Annotated in this window: 19 protein-coding genes; 15 read left to right on the forward strand and 4 right to left on the reverse strand. The window is 73.7% G+C overall.

The genetic code is table 11. The features are described 5' to 3' along the window. Positions 1 to 44: 44 nt before the first annotated feature. Positions 45 to 1,319 (reverse strand): MFS transporter, encoded by a 1,275-nt coding sequence (locus tag ACZ6EM_RS38285; RefSeq protein WP_401045893.1) that lies wholly within the window; start codon positions 1,317 to 1,319, stop codon positions 45 to 47. Positions 1,320 to 1,420: 101 nt separating this feature from the next. Between ACZ6EM_RS38285 and ACZ6EM_RS38290 the strand changes: the two genes are divergently transcribed. Together ACZ6EM_RS38290 and ACZ6EM_RS38295 are read left to right on the forward strand one after the other, a co-directional pair. Beyond that, positions 1,421 to 2,485 (forward strand): DUF5937 family protein, encoded by a 1,065-nt coding sequence (locus ACZ6EM_RS38290; RefSeq protein WP_465774481.1) that lies wholly within the window; start codon positions 1,421 to 1,423, stop codon positions 2,483 to 2,485. Positions 2,486 to 2,577: 92 nt separating this feature from the next. Next, positions 2,578 to 3,435, forward strand: a complete 858-nt coding sequence (locus ACZ6EM_RS38295; RefSeq protein WP_401045890.1) for a PhzF family phenazine biosynthesis protein — start codon at positions 2,578 to 2,580, stop codon at positions 3,433 to 3,435. Between the two features lie 12 nt (positions 3,436 to 3,447). Here the strand turns inward: ACZ6EM_RS38295 and ACZ6EM_RS38300 are convergent, their stop codons facing one another. Then, on the reverse strand, positions 3,448 to 3,954 hold the full coding sequence (locus ACZ6EM_RS38300; protein WP_401045887.1) for a P-loop nucleotide/nucleoside kinase family protein: 507 nt from the start codon (positions 3,952 to 3,954) through the stop codon (positions 3,448 to 3,450). Between the two features lie 222 nt (positions 3,955 to 4,176). Here ACZ6EM_RS38300 and ACZ6EM_RS38305 point away from each other — a divergent pair, with 222 nt between their 5' ends. Further along, positions 4,177 to 5,424 carry an aminoglycoside phosphotransferase family protein gene (locus tag ACZ6EM_RS38305; protein WP_401045885.1) on the forward strand — a complete coding sequence of 416 codons (1,248 nt, stop codon included), beginning with the start codon at positions 4,177 to 4,179 and terminating at the stop codon, positions 5,422 to 5,424. Between the two features lie 95 nt (positions 5,425 to 5,519). Here the strand turns inward: ACZ6EM_RS38305 and ACZ6EM_RS38310 are convergent, their stop codons facing one another. Continuing rightward, complete coding sequence (locus tag ACZ6EM_RS38310; RefSeq protein WP_359900334.1) at positions 5,520 to 5,777, reverse strand: ferredoxin; 258 nt, start codon at positions 5,775 to 5,777, stop codon at positions 5,520 to 5,522. Continuing rightward, positions 5,774 to 6,988, reverse strand: coding sequence for a cytochrome P450 (locus tag ACZ6EM_RS38315; RefSeq protein ID WP_401045881.1), 1,215 nt, complete (start codon positions 6,986 to 6,988; stop codon positions 5,774 to 5,776). Before ACZ6EM_RS38315 ends, ACZ6EM_RS38310 begins: the two co-directional genes overlap by 4 nt. Before the next feature lie 642 nt (positions 6,989 to 7,630). Between ACZ6EM_RS38315 and ACZ6EM_RS38320 the strand changes: the two genes are divergently transcribed. From ACZ6EM_RS38320 to ACZ6EM_RS38375, 12 genes are all read left to right on the forward strand, one after another. Next, positions 7,631 to 8,716 carry an S-(hydroxymethyl)mycothiol dehydrogenase gene (locus ACZ6EM_RS38320; RefSeq protein WP_401045879.1) on the forward strand — a complete coding sequence of 362 codons (1,086 nt, stop codon included), beginning with the start codon at positions 7,631 to 7,633 and terminating at the stop codon, positions 8,714 to 8,716. Further along, the gene (locus ACZ6EM_RS38325; RefSeq protein WP_401045877.1) at positions 8,713 to 9,345 is read left to right on the forward strand and encodes an MBL fold metallo-hydrolase; all 633 of its coding nucleotides are present in this window, start codon (positions 8,713 to 8,715) and stop codon (positions 9,343 to 9,345) included. Before ACZ6EM_RS38320 ends, ACZ6EM_RS38325 begins: the two co-directional genes overlap by 4 nt. 59 nt (positions 9,346 to 9,404) lie before the next feature. Continuing rightward, complete coding sequence (locus ACZ6EM_RS38330) at positions 9,405 to 9,806, forward strand: pyridoxamine 5'-phosphate oxidase family protein (RefSeq protein WP_359900341.1); 402 nt, start codon at positions 9,405 to 9,407, stop codon at positions 9,804 to 9,806. A gap of 695 nt (positions 9,807 to 10,501) precedes the next feature. Continuing rightward, entirely contained in the window at positions 10,502 to 11,533 is a 1,032-nt protein-coding gene (locus ACZ6EM_RS38335; RefSeq protein WP_401052761.1) for a TauD/TfdA family dioxygenase, read from the forward strand. After that, on the forward strand, positions 11,530 to 13,344 hold the full coding sequence (locus ACZ6EM_RS38340) for a non-ribosomal peptide synthetase (RefSeq protein ID WP_465774483.1): 1,815 nt from the start codon (positions 11,530 to 11,532) through the stop codon (positions 13,342 to 13,344). Before ACZ6EM_RS38335 ends, ACZ6EM_RS38340 begins: the two co-directional genes overlap by 4 nt. Continuing rightward, positions 13,341 to 14,111, forward strand: a complete 771-nt coding sequence (locus ACZ6EM_RS38345) for a thioesterase II family protein (protein WP_359900347.1) — start codon at positions 13,341 to 13,343, stop codon at positions 14,109 to 14,111. The genes ACZ6EM_RS38340 and ACZ6EM_RS38345 overlap by 4 nt, the downstream gene beginning before the upstream one ends. Further along, positions 14,108 to 14,608, forward strand: coding sequence for a cobalamin B12-binding domain-containing protein (locus tag ACZ6EM_RS38350; RefSeq protein ID WP_401052767.1), 501 nt, complete (start codon positions 14,108 to 14,110; stop codon positions 14,606 to 14,608). The genes ACZ6EM_RS38345 and ACZ6EM_RS38350 overlap by 4 nt, the downstream gene beginning before the upstream one ends. Next, a complete protein-coding gene (locus ACZ6EM_RS38355; RefSeq protein ID WP_465774484.1) occupies positions 14,605 to 15,900 on the forward strand; it encodes a methylaspartate mutase in 1,296 nt (431 codons plus the stop codon). The genes ACZ6EM_RS38350 and ACZ6EM_RS38355 overlap by 4 nt, the downstream gene beginning before the upstream one ends. Positions 15,901 to 15,947: 47 nt before the next feature. Further along, entirely contained in the window at positions 15,948 to 16,949 is a 1,002-nt protein-coding gene (locus ACZ6EM_RS38360; RefSeq protein ID WP_401051986.1) for an asparagine synthetase A, read from the forward strand. Then, on the forward strand, positions 16,946 to 18,301 hold the full coding sequence (locus ACZ6EM_RS38365) for a glutamate synthase-related protein (RefSeq protein WP_465774485.1): 1,356 nt from the start codon (positions 16,946 to 16,948) through the stop codon (positions 18,299 to 18,301). The genes ACZ6EM_RS38360 and ACZ6EM_RS38365 overlap by 4 nt, the downstream gene beginning before the upstream one ends. A 77-nt stretch (positions 18,302 to 18,378) precedes the next feature. Then, positions 18,379 to 18,579, forward strand: coding sequence for an MbtH family protein (locus tag ACZ6EM_RS38370; protein WP_359900357.1), 201 nt, complete (start codon positions 18,379 to 18,381; stop codon positions 18,577 to 18,579). Positions 18,580 to 18,714: 135 nt separating this feature from the next. Then, positions 18,715 to 20,474 (forward strand): condensation domain-containing protein (locus tag ACZ6EM_RS38375; RefSeq protein WP_465774486.1); only part of this gene is annotated, 1,760 nt, incomplete at its 3' end.

A 20,474-nucleotide genomic window follows, 5' to 3' on the forward strand; every position in this document is an offset into this window, starting at 1 on the left:
GCTCCTCCGGCGCTCCTCCGGTCCTCCTCCGGCGCTCCCACCGGTCAGTGGGCCGGACCCAGCCGCAGCACCGCCAGCGCCCCCAGCGCGGTGGCCGCGGCCAGCGGCACCCACAGCTCCCCGGAACCGCCCGCCAGCAGCGCCGTCAGCACGGCCGGGGCCGCCGCCCGGCCCACCCCCGCCGACAGCTCCCAGCGCGCCAGCGCCCGCCCCAGCAGGTGCGGCGGGGCGACGGACGCCACCAGCGCCGTGCCCGAGCCGGTGTAGAGGATCTCGCCCAGCGTGTACAGCACCGAGACCGCCGCGATGCCCACCGACCCCGGCACGCCGCCCAGCGAACCGACCGCCCAGAAGCCCAGGTACGACACCGCCAGCAGCGCCCCCGAGGCGGCGAGCACGACGTGCCGCGGACGGTCCGCCAGCCGCAGCACCAGCGCCAGCTGCAGGGCGATCACCAGCACCGTGTTGCCGACGAAGACACCCGAGGACCAGGCCGGCGAGGCGTGCAGCCGCAGCACCAGCAGCGCGGGCAGCGCCACCTCCAGCACGTCGAAGCAGAACGCGTACGGCAGGTTGGCGACACTCAGCAGGGTGATCCGGCGCAGCGGCTCCGCCCGCTCCGGCGCGTCCGCCGGCCGGTCCTGGCGCGGAGCCCGCACCCGCAGCGAGCCCACCAGGACGGCCGCGCCCAGGCAGGCCGCGCCCGTCACCCCGGCCAGCAGCCGGATCGCGCCCGCCCCGCCGCTCACCGCCAGCGTGGCCAGCAGCGCGCCCGCACCCAGCCCGGCGTTGCGGAGCGACCGCCCGGCGGCCAGCGCGGCGTCCCGCAGCCGGCCCTCGGTCAGGGTGCTCACCACCGCCGCGTGGGTCGTCGGCCAGGACTGGCTGCCCACCCCGAACAGCACCGCCGCCGCCGTGAACCCCGGCAGGCCGTCCGCGAGCAGCAGCGTCAGCGCGCCCGCCGCCCGCAGCAGCAGGGTGGCGGCGGCGGGCAGCGTCCGGGCGCCGCGGTCGATCCACCGGCCGGTCAGCGGCACCACCAGCAGGCCCGCCACCATCCCGGCCGAGAGCGCCAGCCCGGCCGCACCCGCGCCCAGGTGCAGCATGCCGACGCCGTACAGCAGCAGGAACGGCCGCAGCAGGCCGCCGCCCACCGCGTCCACCGCCAGCGCGACGGCGTACCGGGGCCCGCCGGCCGCGGTCAGCAGGCCCAGCAGCGCGGACGGGCTCCGGCGGCCCGGGCCGGCCGGCGGGGCGGGCGGCCCGCCGCGGCGGTCGGCGGCGTGGTCGTGGACGGACTTCTCCCGGATCAGGCTCATGGCCGGTACCGTCCGCCCGGGTCGGACCGCGGGGCACGCGGATTGACGCTTCCCGTCAATCCGCGGGAGCCCGGTCGACGGCGGGTGGCAGGATCCCCGGTGTGAGTTTGACCATCGACATCACGGGCCTGCCCGACGAGCTGAACGCCATGCTGCACGTGCTCGCCGAGCCCGCGCACCACCCCGCGCTGCAGGGCTGGGCCGGCTGCACCGCCACCGTGATCCCGCCCGAGCTGTCCGAGCGGCTGCTGGAGGCCGACTTCCTCTGGCGCTCCTCGCGCGCCGACTTCCTCGTGCCCGGCCTGCCCGGCGCCACCCTCGCCGAGGAGCTCGACGCCGTCGACCGGATCGACGACGAGCTGTACGTCGCCGCCGCCCTCATCACCACCTGCGGCTCCTCCCGGCTGACCCGGCGGATGGGTTCCCCGCTCACCGACCCGGAGGCCAACGAGCGGGCCCGGGAACGCGCCCTCGCCCGCGGCCCCCGGCAGGCCGCCTTCGCCGACCGGCTGCTCGCCGACCCGCCGGCCGTCCGGGGCCTGGTGCGGCGGTTGCTGGAGGACTGCCGGTCCGCGTTCTTCGCCGACGCCTGGCAGCGCGTCCTGCCCGACCTCGCCGCCGACGCCCGGCGCAAGGCCGACCTGCTCGCCCGCCGCGGCCTCGCCGAGGCGCTCGCCGACGTCTCGCCCTCCGTCTCCCTCGACCAGGGCGGGGACGGGCGGCGCCGGATCGTCATCGACAAGCTCCAGGACAACACCACCAGCGGCACCGACGCCGGGGGCGTCACCTTCATCCCCACCGCCTTCGGGCGCCCGCACCTCCTGGTGGTGCACGCGCGCGGCCGGCGGCCCGTCCTCCAGTACCCCGTCGCCGAGGCGGGCCTGCCCGAGCCCGTCTCGCTCGCCCTCGTCCAGCAGCGCCTGGAGGCGCTCGCCCACCCCGTGCGGCTGCGCCTCGCCCGCACCATGGCCCGCGGCCCGCACACCACCGGCGAACTGGCCTCGGCCTGGCAGCTCAGCGCGCCCGAGGTGTCCCGGCACCTGGCGGTCCTGCGCAGGGCCGGGCTGCTCACCACCAGGCGGCGCGGGCGGTACATGCTCTACGAGCTGGACCTGGCGGGCAGCGCCCGGCTCGGCTCGGACTTCCTGGAGGCGGTGCTGCGGTGAGCGGAGGCGCCGAGGTGGGAGGAGCAGCCGCGGAACGAGGAAGCGCCGCGGTGGGCGGGAACAGTCCGCGCACCCGGCGCGTTCGTCCGGTCATGATCGACGACGCCACTCCCGAGATTCTCCGCTACGCCGCCTTCGCCACCCGCCCCGAGGGCGGCAACCCGGCCGGCGTGGTGCTCGACGCCACCGGACTGACCGACGAGCGGATGCTCGCCGTCGCCGCCGAGGTCGGGTACTCCGAGACCGCCTTCCTGACCGCCGGCCCGGCCGAAGGCACCTACCGGGTGCGGTACTTCAGCCCGCTCGCCGAGGTGCCGTTCTGCGGGCACGCGACGGTCGGCTCCGCCGTCGCCCTCGCCGAGCACACCGGCCCCGGACGGTACGTCTTCGCGACCGCGGCCGGGGACGTCCCGGTCGAGGTCGAGCGCGGGGCCGACGGGCTGCTGCGCGCCACCCTCACCAGTGTCGAGCCGAAGGTCGAGGAGGTGCCGGCGGCCGACGTGGCGCAGGCGCTCGCCCTGCTCGGCTGGTCCGCCGACGACCTCGACCCGGTCCTGCCGCCCCGCGTCGCCTACGCGGGCGCCCGGCACCTCGTCCTGCCGGTCGCCACCCGCGAGCGGCTGGCCCGGCTCGACTACGACTTCGACGGCCTCGCCGCGTACATGCGCGCCCGCGACCTGGTCACCCTGCAGCTCGCCTGGCGGGAGGCCCCCGAGGTCTTCCACGTCCGCGCCCCGTTCCCGGTCGGCGGCGTGGTCGAGGACCCGGCCACCGGCGCCGCCGCTGCCGCCTTCGGCGCGTACCTGCGGGAGCTCGGCGCGGTGACGGCCCCGGCGGTGCTGACGCTCCACCAGGGCGAGGACCTGGGCCGCCCGGGCGTCCTGCGGGTCGAGCTGCGGGCGGAGGACACCCGGGTACGGGTCTCCGGCACGGCCGTGGCGATCGGCTAGCGATTCCGGGCCTCAGGACGGCGGGGGCTGGAGCAGGACCTGCTCGCCCTCGCCCCGGGGCTCCTCGAAGCCGATGAAGTAGCGGTCGAACAGTTCCGCGCTCACGGTGACGGAGTTGGCGCCGCGCTGTTCGTTGCGGACCGCCAGGCGGCGCTCCAGCGTCGCCCGGTCGGCCTTGAGGTGGACCAGCTCCCAGCGGCAGCCGTGCCTTTCCACCAGCGCCTTGTAGGTGTCCCGGGCGGCGCGGCTGCGGAAGGTGTAGTCCACCACCACGTCGCGCCCGTCGCGCATCAACTCGACCAGCTCCACCAGCTGTTCACGCCGGATCTCGTCCTTGAGCCGGTCGAACTCCTCCTGCGGCAGGACCAGCCCGGCGTCGCACCGCCCGAGCCGCTCCCACACTCCCTCGTCGATCGACAGCCGCGCGTAGCCCTGCTGGACGAGGCCCATCGCAAACGTGGTCTTGCCCGCTCCGGGCAGACCGCACATCAGCACCACCGTGCTGGATCGCCGTGTCACCGGCCCAGGTTAGCCCCGCAACGGCCGGTGGGCCGCCGTATCCCGTGCGGAGAGGGCCGTCGCCGGGCGAAGTCCCTCGTGTCCGACCGGGAGCAGGCCCGGGCGGCGGCACGCGAACGGGCCCGGGCGGCGGTGCTCCGGCCGGTGCGGGCGGCGGTGTTCCGGCCGGTGCGGGCGGAAAACCGTTGGCACGGGCCCGCCCCGGTGGGCGAAGCTGCTCCGATGCAGCGAGCGAGCAACCGGACCGTGACGGTCGATCTCACCTACGGCGACGAGTACTTCGGGCAGCTGGGGCCCTTCGAGGTGGAGCTCGGCTGGTGGTCCTCCGTGGACGAGGTGGTCGCGCGGGCGGCGGCGTCGGCCGGGGTGCCGGTGCTGGTGGCGCGGCTGGTCGACGGGCGGAGCGAGGAGCCGGGCCACGGCGGGCGGGTGCGCTACCACGCCGAGGCGAGCGAGCGGCCGAGGGCGCTCGACTCCCGGCCCCCGGAAGCCGGGACGGCCGCGCTGCTCGGCCCCGCCGAGCGCCGCGCCGCCTGGGCCACGCCGGAAGGGCTGCGGTCGGCGCTGGACTGGGCGGAGGCGGAACTCGCCGCCGTCGGTCGCCCGGCGGCCGGGCCCGCCCGGCAGATCCGGACCTGGAACCTCTCCGGCCTCTTCCGCCTCCCCACCGCGACCGGAGTGGACGCCTGGCTGAAGACCACGACGCCGGCGTTCAACGCCCACGAGGGCGAGGTCATCGCGCTGCTCGGCGGCGTCGACCGCACGCTCGTCCCGACCGTCCTCGCCGCCGACCCCTCCGGTGGGCGGCTGCTGCTCGACCACGTCCCCGGCGAGGACTGCTGGAACCCCTCCGCCGGGACCGTCGCCGACGTCGTCCCCCGGCTCGTCGCCGCGCAGGCCGCGCTCGCCGGCCGTCCGGACGACCTGGCCGCACTGCGCGACCGCACCCCGCGCGCCCTGGCGGCCCAGCTGACGGCCCTGCTGGACCGGCTCGCGGAGGAGACCGACCTGACGCCCGAGGAGCTGGACCGCCTGGCCGGCTTCGCCGCCGACCTGCCCGGGCTGCTGGACCGACTCGCCGCCTGCGGCCTGCCGGAGACCCTGCTGCACGGCGACTTCCACCCCGGCAACTGGCGTTCCGACGGCGGGAGCACGGTGGTCGTCGACTACGCCGACTCCTGCCTCGGCCATCCGGCCCTGGACGGGCTGCGCCCCCGCGCCTACCTCGGCCCGGAGGCCTGGCAGCACCACGCCGCGGTCTGGGCGGAGGCCTGGCGGCGCCACGCCCCCGGCTCGGACCCGCGCCGGGCCCTCGAACTCGCCGAGCCGCTCTACCACTTGTCCTACGCGCTGCGCTACCAGGAGTTCCTGGACCACATCGAGCCGAGCGAACGCCCGTACCACGAGGGCGACCCGGCCGCCGAGCTGCGCGCCGTGCTGGCCTGCGGCCCGGTCGCCGGGCGGAGGTAGCCGGCCGGGGTGCGACGGCCGACGCCGGCGCCCGGGCCCTCGGAACCGCCGGTGGTGCCCGTCGCGGTCGTCGCGGCGGGCACCACCGGGCGCGTTCACTCGGCGGGGGCGATCCGGTAGCCGCCGCGCGCCGAGTGGAGGCTGAGCGCCTCGACCGGGCAGAAGTCCACCGCCTCGGTCAGCCCGTCCGTCGGCTCCGCGCCGCCGTCCGCGTACTCGGCCAGCGGTGCGGCCAGCCCGTCGGAGCCGAGGACCAGCGAGTCGGGGGCGCTGAGGGCGCACATCCCGGAGCCGATGCAGCGGTCGCGGTCGACCCGGACGACCACCGGCTCGGTGTCCGCGCGGCCCGTCACCACTCCACCCGCAGGGAGTTCGGGCTGCGGGTGAGCAGGCCGCGCCGCCAGTCGATCCGGCCGACCGGGTCGGCCAGCCGCAGGGCGGGCAGCCGGCGGGCCAGCCGGTGCAGGGCGAGTTCCAGCTCCATCCGGGCCAGCCAGGCGCCCAGGCAGTGGTGCGGCCCGGCGCCGAAGGTGAGCATGGGGGCGGCCAGCGGGGAGAACAGCTCGGTGCGCAGGTCCCCGGTGAAGGCCTCCGGGTCGTGGTTGGCGGCGTTCGCGTCGGCGGCGACCACGCTGCCGGCCGGGATGACCACACCGCCGATCTCGACGTCCTCGACGGTGCGGCGCATCAGTCCGGGCATGTGCTCCTGGCGGTCGCCGAGCGGGACGGCGCGCAGCAGCTGCTCGGTCGCGGCGGCGGCGCTGGCCTCGTCGGAGGAGAGCCGCCGCCAGGCGTCGCGGCCGTCCTGGAGCAGGTAGACCAGGGCGTTGCCGAGGCTGGTCATGGTGGTCTCGTGGCCGGCCACGACCAGGCCGATGACCAGGACGACCAGCTGGCCCTCGGTGATCGAGCCGTCCTCGGCGGCGGCCGCGAGCAGCCCGCTGACCAGGTCCTCGCCGGGGGCGGCCCGGCGTTCGGCGATCACCTCGGCGCCGAAGGCGGCGAACTCGGTCATCGCGGTGACGATCGCCTCGGCGCTGTGGGCGGTGGTGGAGAGCGCGTGGTCGCTCCAGTGCGCGAGCCGCTTGCTGTCCAGGTTGTCCAGGCCCATCAGCCGGCTGATCACGGCGACGGGCAGCGGGCGGGAGTAGCCGGCGATGATGTCGGCGGGGGAGCCGTGGTCGATCAGCTCGTCGATCAGCGACTCGACCACCGACGCCACCCAGGGCCGCCAGCGTTCGATCGCGCGCGGGGTGAAGGCCCGCTGCACGGTGCGGCGCAGCCGCTGGTGGTCGGTGCCGTCGATGTTCAGCATGCTCTGCGGGTCGTCGAGGATGTTCGGCGTGACCGTGATCGGCGGGGCGTCCGGCGCGTAGAGCGGGGCGCGGCCCAGTCGCGGGTCGGTCAGCACCTGGCGCACGTCGGCGTGCCGGCTGACCAGCCAGACCGGCGTGCCGGTGGGCAGCGCGGCGAGGCGGGGCGGGCCGGGTTCGAGTTGGCGCATGCAGTGCAGCGGGGGGAGCGGGGCGGTGCCGGCGCTGGTCGCACTGTTCTCGGTGGACATCCGTACTCCAGACTCCAGGGCGGTGGGCCGCGGGACGCGACCCGACGGGGGGTGAATCCGGGGATCGTGCGGGGGACGGGTGATGCGGCCGGCTGGCGGCTCGACACGGGCCGGGGTTCGGTCGGGCTCCTACGGGGTGTGGCGCGAAATGTGCGCGGGTGCACGGTCGGTGCGCACCCGGCGCGGTCGGTGCGCGGTCGCGCGCCGACGGGTGGGGCGGGTGTGCTGAGCGTGGTCGCGTGGACCGTCTCAGCTACGACCGTACGTGGGTGGCGGGGCGCCCGTCTGCGGCACTTCCAGCCAACGCCGGTGCTTTCCGGGCACTTCGGGGCGTGCTGACAGGCGCTCGGCGACGCCCGTGCGCCCCTGTCGACAGGGCCGCGCCGGGCGGTCCCCGGGCGCTCGGCGGATACCCGGGCGGCACATGCCGCGGGGAGGGTCCGTGAGCCGGCGCGGCGGTGTCGGACACGCCGTCGGCAGGTCCGGTGAGCCGTATCACACCACGTCACGTCGGATCGCCCGGGACGCTCCGCCGGTGACCGGCCGGGCGGGCGATACGCTTCGTGGGCAGTTCGTCTTGCAGTCGTGTTGTCGCAGGTCACGCCGGTGCAGAGCCGCACCGGCAGACGGAGGTGGAATCGGATGCCCCAGCAGGTCAAGGCAGTCATCGCGCGCGCCAAGGGCGCGCCCGTGGAGGTGACCACGATCGTGGTGCCGGACCCTGGCCCGGGCGAGGCGGTGGTCCGGATCCAGGCGTGCGGCGTCTGCCACACCGACCTCCACTACCGGGAGGGCGGCATCAACGACGAGTTCCCGTTCCTGCTCGGCCACGAGGCCGCGGGCATCGTGGAGTCGGTCGGCGAGGGCGTCACCGAGGTCGGGCCCGGTGACTTCGTGGTCCTCAACTGGCGTGCGGTGTGCGGCCAGTGCCGCGCGTGCAAGCGGGGCCGCTCGCAGTACTGCTTCAACACCCACAACGCGAAGCAGCGGATGACGCTCCTGGACGGCACCGAGCTGTCCCCGGCCCTGGGCATCGGCGCGTTCGCCGAGAAGACCCTGGTCGCGGCCGGCCAGTGCACCAAGGTGGACCCGGCGGCCGACCCGGCCGTCGCGGGCCTGCTGGGCTGCGGCGTGATGGCGGGCCTCGGTGCCGCGATCAACACCGGCAACGTGGGCCGGGGCGACTCGGTCGCGGTGATCGGCTGCGGCGGCGTCGGCGGCGCGGCCGTGATGGGCTCCCGGCTGGCGGGCGCGGCGAAGATCATCGCGGTGGACATCGACGACCGCAAGCTGGAGACCGCCCGCGGGCTGGGCGCCACCCACACCGTCAACTCCCGCACCACCGACCCGGTCGAGGCGATCCGCGAGCTGACCGGCGGCAACGGCGCGGACGTGGTGGTCGAGGCGGTCGGCCGGCCGGAGACCTACAAGCAGGCCTTCTACGCCCGGGACCTGGCCGGCACCGTCGTCCTGGTCGGCGTGCCGACCCCGGAGATGACGCTGGAGCTCCCGCTGCTCGACGTCTTCGGCCGCGGCGGCGCGCTGAAGTCCTCCTGGTACGGAGACTGCCTGCCCTCGCGGGACTTCCCGATGCTGATCGACCTCTACCTCCAGGGCCGCCTGGACCTCGGCGCCTTCGTCACCGAGACCATCGGGCTCGACGCCGTGGAGCAGGCCTTCGAGCGCATGCACCAGGGCGACGTCCTGCGTTCGGTGGTGGTCCTGTGACCTCGGCCCGCATCGACCGGCTGGTGACCGCCGGGACCTTCGAGCTCGACGGCGGCAGCTGGGAGGTGGAGAACAACGTCTGGATCGTCGGGAACGACGAGGAGGCGGTGGTGATCGACGCCGCGCACGACGCCGAGGCCATCGAGGCCGCGCTCGGCGGGCGCCGGCTGCTGGCGATCGTCTCCACCCACGCGCACAACGACCACATCGACGCGGCCCCGGCGCTCGCCGACCGCACCGGTGCGCCGATCCTGCTGCACCCGGACGACCTTCCGCTGTGGAAGCTCACCCACCCCGAGCGGCTGCCGGACGGCGAACTGGCCGACGGCGGGCGGATCGAGGTGGCCGGCACCGAGCTGACCGTGCTGCACACCCCGGGGCACGCGCCGGGCGCGGTCTGCCTGTACGCGCCCGGGCTGGGCACCGTCTTCACCGGCGACACCCTGTTCCACGGGGGGCCGGGAGCCACCGGCCGGTCGTTCTCGCACTTCCCGACGATCGTCGACTCGATCCGCGAGCGGCTCCTGACGCTCCCGGCCGAGACCGTGGTGCGCACCGGCCACGGCGACCCGACCACCATCGGCGCCGAGGCCCCGGCCCTGCCGGAGTGGATCGCGCGCGGGCACTGACGCCCCGCCCGTACGCCCCCGGGGAACGCCCGTTCCCCGGGGGCCGTACCATCGCGATCATGGCCCATGACCCGCGCGACCTCGACGACTCCTTCCTCGCCTTCTGGCGGGAGCGGCACATCTCCACGCTGACCACCACCCGCCCGGACGGCACGCCGCACGTGGTGCCGGTGGGTGTGACGTACCAGCCGGAGACGGGCACCGCCCGGGTGATCACCAGCCGCACCAGTCGCAAGGCCCGCAACGTCGCCGAGGCCGGGCCCGGGGGCCAGCGGGTCGCGGTCTGCCAGGTGGACCGGGCCCGTTGGTCGACCCTGGAGGGGGTGGCGGTGGTCCGCGACGAGCCCGAGCAGGTCGCCGAGGCGGAGCGCCGCTACGCCGAGCGCTACCGGGAGCCGCGGGTCAACCCGGACCGGGTGGTCATCGAGATCACCGTCGACCGCGTCCTCGGCCGGGCCTGAGCGCGCCCGCCCGGGGATCCGGCCGGCCGGTGCCTGGTGCCGGTGTTGCCGGTGTTGCCGTATGGGCGACGGCCGCCCCCAGCACCGGAATCACCTGAAACGGTGGTGGATTCGTCACCGTCGGTGACGTGAATGCCGTATGAAAGCTGCGAACTTGCCTCCACGACTTCTTCCATGACGGCGCGTTGATGTGATCTGATTGGCCGCGCACGGTCAAGGCGGAGGCGATGGGTATCAGTACACCCGCCTCGGCGAACTCGGGGGAACGACGCCGGGGACGCGAATTCCGCGTACCCGAAGGTGAGCACTCGGGAGGGGGGGATGGATCGGTGTGCGGGAGTGCCGGACGGCATCCCGCCGTTCTCCGGTCGGAGACGCGGTACCGGTGGCCCGCAGGTGCGGCCGATGGTGTGACGGCCCGGCGATAGCGGCTCGTCGACGCGTGAACAGGCGTCGGAAAGCCGGGCTCTTGTGCTGCCCATTCGCCGCCGGCAGCGGAAGTCGCCGCCCTGCCGAACCCTTCAGTGGCCGGCCCCGGATTCGGGCCGCACGCATGTCCCGGCGACCCGGCACGACGACCCCGCGGGGTCGATGACCGTGTTCTCGGTTCAGAGGTTCTGATCGCGATCCAACTGCCCTGGGGCGACCGCGGCACCATGCCGTCGCGCTCCGTCATGAGGAAGGTGCATCGAGTCATGTCTTCTGCAAGAACTGCGCCACAAGAGCTGGACTGGACCCTTGAGAAGGGCAAGCCGGCCACCCTCGTCGTCCCTCGATTCGAAGGTACCGACGAGGCCTGCGCGTGGCTGAACGCGCTCCTGCCCGACATCCGTACCGCGCTTCAAAGGTACGGCGCGCTGTACCTGCGCGGGCTTCCGGTCGCCTCCGTCGAGGACTTCGCACTCGTGCGGGACGTCCTCGTCCCGCAGCGGACGCCCTACCGGGAGAAGGCGACGCCGCGCAGCAGCTTCGGCAACGACGTCTACTCGTCCACCGATCTGCCGCCGGCCCAGTCGATCCGGATGCACAACGAGAACAGCTACACCCTCACGTTCCCCGGGCTGCTGATGTTCGCCTGCCTGATCGCCCCGGAGGAGGGCGGGGCGACGCCGGTCGCGGACTGCCGGGAGGTGCTGCGGAAACTGCCCGCCCCGCTCGTCGAGCGGATCCGCGCCAACGGCTGGACCCTGCACCGGAGTTACTCCGAGCACATCTCCGTGAGCTGGGAGAAGGCATTCGCGACCGAGCGCCGGGAGGACGTCGAGCAGTACTGCTCGGAGAACCTGATCTCCTGCCACTGGGACGACGAGGGGAATCTGAGGACCGCGCAACGGCGGCCCGGAATCATCCGGCACCCGGCGACCGACGAGGAGGTCTGGTTCAATCACATGGCCTTCTGGAATTCCTGGTCATTGGACGAGGAGCTCCGCGAGACGCTCGTGGACGAATTCGGCGCGGACGGCCTGCCGTTCGAAACCGGAGTGGCCGACGGGAAGCCCCTGACCCGGGACGAGCTCGACATCATCAACACCGCCTACGCCGAGGCGACGGTGCGTCAGACCTGGCAGCCCGGTGACGTCATGCTCGTCGACAACGTGCTCACGGCCCACGGCCGCGACCCGTTCCGGGGCGACCGCAAGATCGTCGTCGCCATGGGCAACCCGGTCGACCTCGACGAGTGCCGGCCCACCGTGCCGGCCGCGGCGGGCAACGGCGGTGCCGCGTGAGCATCACCGAGGAGCCCCTGGCCCCGGCGGCCCCGACCGTGACGGTCGACCCGATCGTCCGGTTCCGGCGGGCCGTCGCGTCCACCCCGGACCGGCTGGCCGTGCGCGGGACCGACCGCACCCTGACCTTCGCCGAACTCGACCACGACGTACGCCGGTTGGCCGCACAGCTGGCCGAGCGCGGCCTCGGACGCGGCGCCCGGGTGGGCGTCAGCATGCACCGCGGCGCGGACCTCGTCGTCGCCCTGCTCGCCGTGTGGCACGTCGGCGCCGCCTACGTGCCGCTGGACCCCGCCTACCCGCAGGACCGCCTCGCCCACATGGTGGCCGGCGCCGACCTGCGGACCGTCCTGGCGGGGCCCGGCAACGGGCCGACGTGGCCCACCGGCGTCGACGTCATCACCCTCGCCGACGCCCTCGCCGCGCCGACCGCGACTCCGGACGCGCCGGCGGCCGAGACCTCCCCGGCGGACCCGGCGTACGTGATCTACACCTCCGGCTCGACCGGAACGCCGAAGGGCGTGGAGGCCACCCGGGGCGGCGTGGCCGCGCTCGCCGCCGACCTCGAAGAGGCGGGCTTCTACGCCGACCGGCCGCGCACGGTGGCCTGGAACGCGAGCATCTCCTTCGACGCCTCCGTCCAGCAGTGGGCCCGGATCTGCCGGGGCGACAGCATCGTGGTGATCGGCGAGAACGAGCGCACCGACCCGGCCGTGCTGCGCGCCCTGCTGGACGAGCACGCCGTCGACGACCTGGACCTGACGCCCTCGCACTGGGAGGTGCTGCGCGAGGCCCTCCTCGCCCCCACCGCCGACGGCCGCGTCCTGCGGCTGTTCATGGGCGGCGAGCCGGTACCGGCGGAGGTCTGGCGCGAGCTGGGCGAAGCCCGCGACGCCGGGACGGTCGAGGCGATCAACCTGTACGGCCCCACCGAGTGCACCGTGGACGCCACCGCGGCCTGGATCACCGGCGCGGGCCCGCACATCGGCCGCGCGCTGCCCGGGTTCACCGCCCACGTGCTCGACGAAGGGCTGCGCCCCGCGGCCGCCGGCGAGCCGGGCGAGCTCTACCTGGCCGGGCCCTCCGTGACCATCGGCTACGTCGGCCGGCCCGCGCTGACCGCTCAGCGCTTCGTCGCCGACCCGGCCGGTACCGGCCGCCGGATGTACCGCACGGGCGACCGGGTGCGGCTGCGCCCCGACGGCACCATCGACTACCTGGGCCGGGTCGACCGGCAGATCAAGATCCGCGGCTACCGGGTGGAACTCGGCGAGATCGAGGCGGCGCTCGCCGCGCACCCGGAGGTCAGGACCGCCGCCGTCGTCCTGCACGCCACCGAGACCGCCGGCGACCAACTGGTCGGCTACGTCGTCCCGGAGGGCGGGAGCGTCCCGCGCGCCCGGGAACTCCAGGAGCACCTCGGCGGCGTGCTGCCGTCGTTCATGGTCCCCTCGGCGTTCGTCACGCTCGACACCATGCCGCTGAGCGTGAACGGCAAGGTGGACCACCGGGCCCTGCCCGCCGTGGACGAGGCCCTGTGGGCCGACGGCGAACAGGAGCCGGGGGACGAGCCGCAGGGCGAGTTCGAGACCCTGATCGCCGGCGTGTGGGCCGAGGTGCTCGGCCGCCAGCGGATCAGCCCCACCGACAACTTCTTCTCGCTGGGTGGCCATTCGCTCATCGCGCTGCGCGTCATCGGCCGGCTGAAGAAGCAGTTCGGCATCACCGTGTCCACGAAGGAGGTCTACCAGCACCCCGAACTGCGGTCGCTGGCGGAGTTCGTGGCGTCCCGTCGGACGGAGGGCAAGTGAACACCGCACAGGACACCACCGTCATCAGCATCCGGCGCCCCAAGGACGCCGCCCTGACGCTGATCTGCCTGGGCTTCTGCGGGGGCGGCACGGCCTCCTACCACCTGTGGGGCGACGCCGTGCCGGACGACATCGCCCTGTCGGCGATCTGCTACCCGGGCCGGGAGGGCAGGTTCCTGGAGGACTTCGCCACCGACTGGGAGGAACTGGCCCAGGACGCCACCGCGGCGGTGCTGTCCGCCGTCGACGGCCCCTACGTGCTCTTCGGGCACAGCATGGGCGGCTGGATGGCGTTCGACGTCGCCGCGCGGATCGAGAGCGGCGGCGGGCCGCTGCCGCGGAACCTGGTCGTCTCCTCGGCCAACGCGCCGGCCCGCGGGCTCACGCCCCGGGACATGTTCCCGTCCCAGCAGGACGACGACGACGGCCTGCTGCTCTGGATGAAGACCCACGGCCTGATGCCGGCACACGTCCTGGAGGACCCCGAACTCCAGGAGATGAGCGTCGAACTGATGCGCGCCGACATCCGGGTGCGGGACACCTTCCGCTACACCGAGGGCGCCACCGTCAGCATGCCGGTGCAGATGCTGTCGGGCGCCGACGACGACGTCATCGAGGCGAACGCGGGCGAGCAGTGGCGCACGCTGGCGCTGGGCGAGTACCGCCACGACGTCCTCCCCGGCGGCCACTTCTACACCCCGGAGGTCTGGCGGACCCTGCCCTCCAGGATCGCCGCCCTCGATCCCCGCGAGAGGAGCCGACGATGAGAACGGACGCCACGCTGGACGTGATCGTCAGCGGCACCGAGTCGGACTCGCACACCTGGAACCTGGTCTTCCTCCAGCTCCAGCTGGAGGACTGGGGGCACCGGGTGCAGAACCTCGGCCCGTGCCTGCCGGGCGGGGAACTGGCGGCGGAGTGCCGGCGCGGCGCCCCCGACCTCATCGTGCTCAGCAGCGTCAACGGCCACGGCGAGAGCGACGGACTGTCCGCCGTCGCGGCGCTGCGCGCCGACCCGGAGCTCGCCGACACACCGATCGTCATCGGCGGGAAGCTCGGCACCGGCAAGCAGCTGCGGGCCGGTGCGGGCGGGGCCGCCGGCGGCGAGATGACGCGCCGCCTGCTGTCCGCGGGCTTCTCCGCGGTCTTCCACGAGTCGTCCGGACTACCGGAGTTCGAGAGGTACGTCGCCGCCCTCAGCGCCGAGAAGGCGAGGCGGGCCGGCCGCGTCCTGGAGGAGCTCCGCGCCGCCCCGACCCCATGAACGACGGGCCGGTCAACGCGTTCGCGGACTTCGTCGGACGGTCGCACGAACAGGGCAACCTGGTGGTGCAGCCCCGCATGGGCTTCGGCGACCCGCGGGCCATGCGGGACGGGCTGATCGCCGTCAAGGGGGCCAACGCCACCACGGTCGGCACGATCACCCTGGACAGCTACACCCGGCTCGGCAAGCTCGCCGACGCCCGGCGGGCCGTCGACGAGGGCGGCGACCTCAACGGCTACCCGATCAGGACCCACCCCCCGGACACCAACCGGCGGGTGCTGGACGGCGTGCGCGAGCGCGACTTCCCGGTCCAGGTGCGGCACGGGTCGGCGAGCCCCTACGGCATCATCGCGGCCTCGCTGGAAGCGGGGCTCGACACCACCGAAGGCGGCCCGGTCTCCTACTGCCTGCCGTACGGGCGCCTCCCGCTGCGCCAGGCGGTGCGGAACTGGGAACGGTCCTGCGAGCTGATGGTCAGGGCCCGTGACCACGGCATCGAACCGCACGTCGAGACCTTCGGCGGCTGCATGCTCGGCCAGCTCTGCCCGCCCAGCCTGCTGGTGGCGATCAGCCTCCTGGAAGGCGTGTTCTTCCGCCGGCACGGCCTGCGCAGCATCTCGCTGAGCTACGCCCAGCAGACCAACGCCGAGCAGGACCGGGAGGCGGTGCTGGCCCTGCGCCGGCTCGCCGGTGCGCTGCTGCCGGACGTCGACTGGCACATCGTGATCTACAACTACATGGGGGTCTACCCCAGCACCCGCTCGGGCGCCCTGCTGCTGCTGGAGCAGGCCGCCGAGCTGGCCGTCCGCACCGGAGCGGAACGGCTCATCGTCAAGACGGCGGCCGAGGCGCACCGGATCCCGACCGTCCGGGAGAACGTCGAGGCGCTGGAGATCGCGGCGCTGGCCGCCCAGAACGCGGGCGGATCGGCGCCGCCGGACACCGGCGCGGACAGCGAGGTCCTGGCGGAGGCGACCGCGCTCGTGAACACCGTCCTCGGCCTCAACACGGACGTGGGCGCCGCCCTGGTCGAGGCGTTCAACCGGGGGCTGCTGGACGTCCCGTACTGCCTGCACCCGGACAACGCCGGACGGGCCAGGAGCTACATCGACTCCGACGGGCGGCTGCGCTGGTCGCACACCGGCTCCCTGCCCGTACGGCCGAACGGGCGGTCCACCGGCAACCGCTCGATGAGCGCGGCGGACCTGCTCCGGGCCCTGTCCCACGTCGCGCGGTCGTTCGACGAGCGCGCCGCCACCACGCTGGACCGGCTGCCCGGGATCCCCAGCTGAACCCCCTGCCAGAACCGCAGGACCAGAGAACCGAAGGAAGAGACCCCTTGACCAGCGAGTTCGAGTCTGCACGGCCCGGTGCACTGCCGGACCACCTCAAGAACCCCGTGACCCGGTCCGTGCTGCGGATCCAGAACCAGATCGTCCAGGCGGGCCGCGAACTACTCCTCGGCGAAGGGTTCGTGGAGCTGCTGCCGCCGATCATCGGACCGGTGACGGACCCGGGCGGCCGTGGTGCCAAGCAGGTGGACGTCGACTTCTACGGCCACCGCTACAAGCTGATGACCAGCGCGATCCTCTACAAGCAGGCGTCGCTGCTCGCCTTCGACAAGGTGTTCTACGTCGCGCCGAACGTCCGGCTCGAACCGCTGGAGACCGCGAACATCGGCCGCCACCTGGCGGAGTTCCACCAGTTCGACGTGGAGATCGCCGGCGCCACGCAGGAGGACGCGATGGGCGTGGCACAGTCCATCGTGACCGCGGCGATCGAGCGCGTGGTGCGGACGATGGGCGCCGAGCTGGACGTCCTGGGCCGCGACGCGGACGCCTTCACCCCGCTGCTCACCCGCGACGCCCCGTTCGAGCGGATCAGCCACGGCGACGCGATGGCCGAGCTGGCCCGGCTGGGCCACGAGCAGAACCACGACGCCGAGATCGACTGGCAGGGCGAGGGCCTGCTCTCGCACAAGTCGGACTCGCCGTTCTTCATCATCGACTACCCCAAGGGCTCGCGCGGCTTCTACGACCGCGAGGACCCGCGGCGCCCGGAGGTCCTGCGCAACTTCGACCTCATCGCCCCCGAAGGCTTCGGCGAGCTGATCAGCGGCAGCGAGCGGGAGTTCGACTACGCGCGGATCATCGCCCGGATGCGCGAGAGCGGCGAGAACCCGGCCAAGTACGAGTGGTACCTGAAGATGGTCCGCGACGGGATCCCGGGCAGCGCCGGCTTCGGGATCGGCATCGAGCGGCTCACCCGCTACGTCGCCGGGCTGGACGCCGTCTGGCAGGCCACCCCGTTCCCGAAGATCCCCGGGGTGGTCTCGCCGTGAGCGGGGTGCTCGGCGCCCCGGGCTTCCCGGAGGCCGCGATCCGGTCGCGGGCCAGGGAGGGCGCCGCCGGGGCGTTCCCGCCGATGGACGGCTACGGCCTGACCCTGTTCGGCGCCGGCGGCACGGGCGGCGTCCCGCAGCCGGCGGCGCCCCACGGCGCGGACGTGCTGGACGCGATGCGCCTGGTCCCGCCGGTCTTCATGCCCCAGCGGCTGGAGAAGCTCACCGACCTGGCCCGCGAGCCGCTCTACGGCGACGTCGAACTCGCCACCGACATCGGCGGGTTCCGGTCGTCGCTGCCGGTGTACGTCTCGGCCTTCGGCTCCACCCAGGTGGCCTCCTCCGGGCTGGGCCTGGCGGCCAGCCGCCAGGCCGGACGGCTGGGCATCCCGCTGGTCATCGGCGAGAACGTGGTGCCGACCAACGGCTTCGCCGACGGTTCCGCCGGCAGCCCCGAGGACCGGTCCACCGGCAGCCCCGGGGACCGGTCCGCCGACAGCTCCGCCGACACCGGCGACAGCATGCTCGCCCGGCTGCGCGCCTACGAGCAGGAACTCCCCGAGGGCATGGGCGGGCTGGCGTTCCAGCAGAGCACCGAGGACGCCGATGCCGAGGTGTGGAACCAGATCTACAGCGCCCCGGCCGCGAAGGCCCTGCTGGAGTCCGGCCGGCTGGCGTTCGAGCTGAAGGTGGGACAGGGCGCCAAGCCCGGCCTCGGCGGGATGACGGTGCTGAAACGCTCCGTGGCCGACCAGCTGGCCGCCCAGTACAGCACCGACGAGAACGTCTTCGGCGGCGGGCACGACCGGGTGCTGCGGTCCAGCAGCCCGGGCACGTTCACCGCGGAGATCCTGCGTCAGCAGATCCGGTTCATGCGCAACAACTACCCGCGCGCGCGGATCTGGGTGAAACTCCCGCCCGGGCGCGACATCCGCGAGGCGGCGGCCGTGGCCCGGGAGAGCGGCGCGGACTCGGTGACCGTGGACGGCGCCGAGGGCGGCAGCGGCTGGGCGCCCAGCAGCTTCCTCGACCAGGTGGGCCTGCCGCTGGGCGAGTGCCTGCGCCGGCTGGAGCCGCGCTCCTCCTCCGACTGCCTGCTGGTCTCGGGCCGGATGTGGGAGGGCGCCAGGGCCGTGAAGGCCCTGGCGCTGGGCGCCCGCGCCGTCGGACTGGGCCGGGCGGCCCTGCTCGCGGCGGACGAGGACCCGCAGGACGGGATCGCCCGGCTGGTCTCCTGCCTCGCCTTCGAACTGCGGCTGCTGATCAGCGCGCTGGGCAAGTACACGCCCGCCGCGCTGGGCCCGGAGGACGTCTGGCTCCCGGGAACGGCCGACCCGCACCTCCACCCGTAGCACGCCGGACCCCGCCCCACCGGGGCCGGTCCCTTTCCCTGCCACGAACATTCACCCCGCGAAGAAGGAGCACCGCTGTGACGAATCCGTTCGAGGACGCCGACGGCCGCTACGTGGTCCTGGTCAACGACCAGAACCAGCACTCCCTGTGGCCGAACGCGATCGAGGTCCCGGCCGGCTGGGCCACGGCCTTCGGCGAGAACGACCGCCAGGCCTGCCTGGAGTACATCGAGCAGAACTGGACCGACCTGGCGCCGCGCCCGACCGCGGTCGGCTGACCCGCGGACCCGATTCCCTTTTCCCCATTCCTTTCGCACACCCGCGTACGGCCCCGGCCAGGTGACGAAGCACCCGGCCGGGGCGTCCGGTCACGCACATCGATCACCGCCGGATAAGCACCAGAGGGAGATGTCATGGCTCAGCAGAAGGAACCGACGGTCGGGCAGAAGGCCATGGCCGAGGACGGCCGCGGTCCCGGATCGGTGCAGGAGGAGATCCTGTGCGGCCTTTTCGCTGAGGTCCTCGATGTGCCGTCGGTGGGGATCGACGACAACTTCTTCGCGCTGGGCGGTCACTCCGTACTCGCGACCCGGCTGATCAGTCGCATCCGCAGCACGCTCGGCGCGGAGCTCGGCATCCGTGAACTGTTCCGGAACCCGACCGTCGCCAAGGTGGCGGAGAAGCTGAAGGACGGCCGCCCGGCGCGTCCGGCGCTGGTGGCGGGCCCGCGGCCGGAGGTGCTGCCGCTGTCGTTCGCCCAGCAGCGGTTGTGGTTCCTCGACCAGTTGGAGGGGGCGTCGGCGGCCTACAACAGTCCGTTCGCGTTCCGGCTGCACGGTGCCGTGGACGTCGAGGCTCTGCGTGCGGCGATCGGTGACGTCGTCGGCCGGCACGAGGCCCTGCGCACGGTCTACCCGGCGGTCGACGGTCAGCCGCACCAGCTGGTGCTGCCCGCCGGCGACGTCGAGGTGCCGTTCCGGGTCGAGCCGTGCGCGGAGGAGGAGGTGGCGGAGCGGATCTCGGCCGAGGCGTTCGCCGCCTTCGATCTCTCGACCGAGCTTCCGTTGCGGGTGGCGCTGTTCACGCTCGGCGAGGGCGAGGGCGAGGGCGAGGGCGAGGGCGAGTCGGTGTTGGTGCTGACCTTGCACCACATCGCGAGTGACGGTTGGTCGATGAGGCCGTTGTGGGAGGGGGTGGCGTCGGCCTATCGGGCGCGGTTGGCGGGGCTGGCGCCGCAGTGGGAGCCGTTGGCCGTTCAGTACGCGGATTACTCGCTGTGGCAGCAGGAGCTGCTGGGTGGGGTCGTGGGTGAGCAGTTGGTGTACTGGTCGGAGGTGCTGCGGGATTCGCCGCAGGAGGTGGCGTTGCCGTTGGACCGGCCTCGGTCGGGGGTGGTTTCGCGTGCGGGTGGTCGGGTGGAGTTCGGGCTGGATGCGGAGCTGCATGCCGAGCTGGAGGGGTTGGCGCGTCGGCACGGTGTGACGTTGTTCATGGTGTTGCACGCGGCGTTGGCGGCTCTGTTGTCGCGGCTGGGTGCGGGGACGGATGTTCCGATCGGGACGGTGGTGGCGGGGCGTTCGGACCAGGCGTTGGACGATGTGGTCGGGTTCTTCGTGAACACGCTGGTGCTGCGGACGGATGTGTCGGGTGAGCCGACCTTCGGCGAGTTGTTGGGCCGGGTCCGTGACGCGGATCTGGCGGCGTTCACGAACCAGGACGTGCCGTTCGAGCGGCTGGTGGAGGAGCTGAACCCGGTCCGTTCGGCCTCCGTGCATCCGCTGTTCCAGGTGATGCTGGTCCTGCAGAACAACAGCGAGGGGGTGCTTCAGCTCCCGGGCGTCACGCTGGAAGCGGAGACCTTCGCCGATGCCCCGGCCAGGTTCGACCTCAACCTGATCTTCTCCGAGGGCCGCGACGCCGCCAACAACCCCGCCGGCATACGGGCCGAACTCCTCTACGCCACCCAGCTCTTCGACCACGGAACCGTCGCCACACTGGCCGAACGCCTGCGCCTGGTGCTGGCCGCGATGGTTGCGGATCCGGAGCGGTCGGTCGGGTCGGTGGATGTGCTGGTGGGTGGTGAGCGTGAGCTGATCGTGTCGGGGTGGGGTGGTGGTTCGGGGGCGGTTCCGGCGGGGACGGTGTCGGGGTTGTTCGCGGAGCAGGTGGTGCG

The sequence above is a fragment of the Kitasatospora sp. NPDC041917 genome (assembly GCF_055589745.1).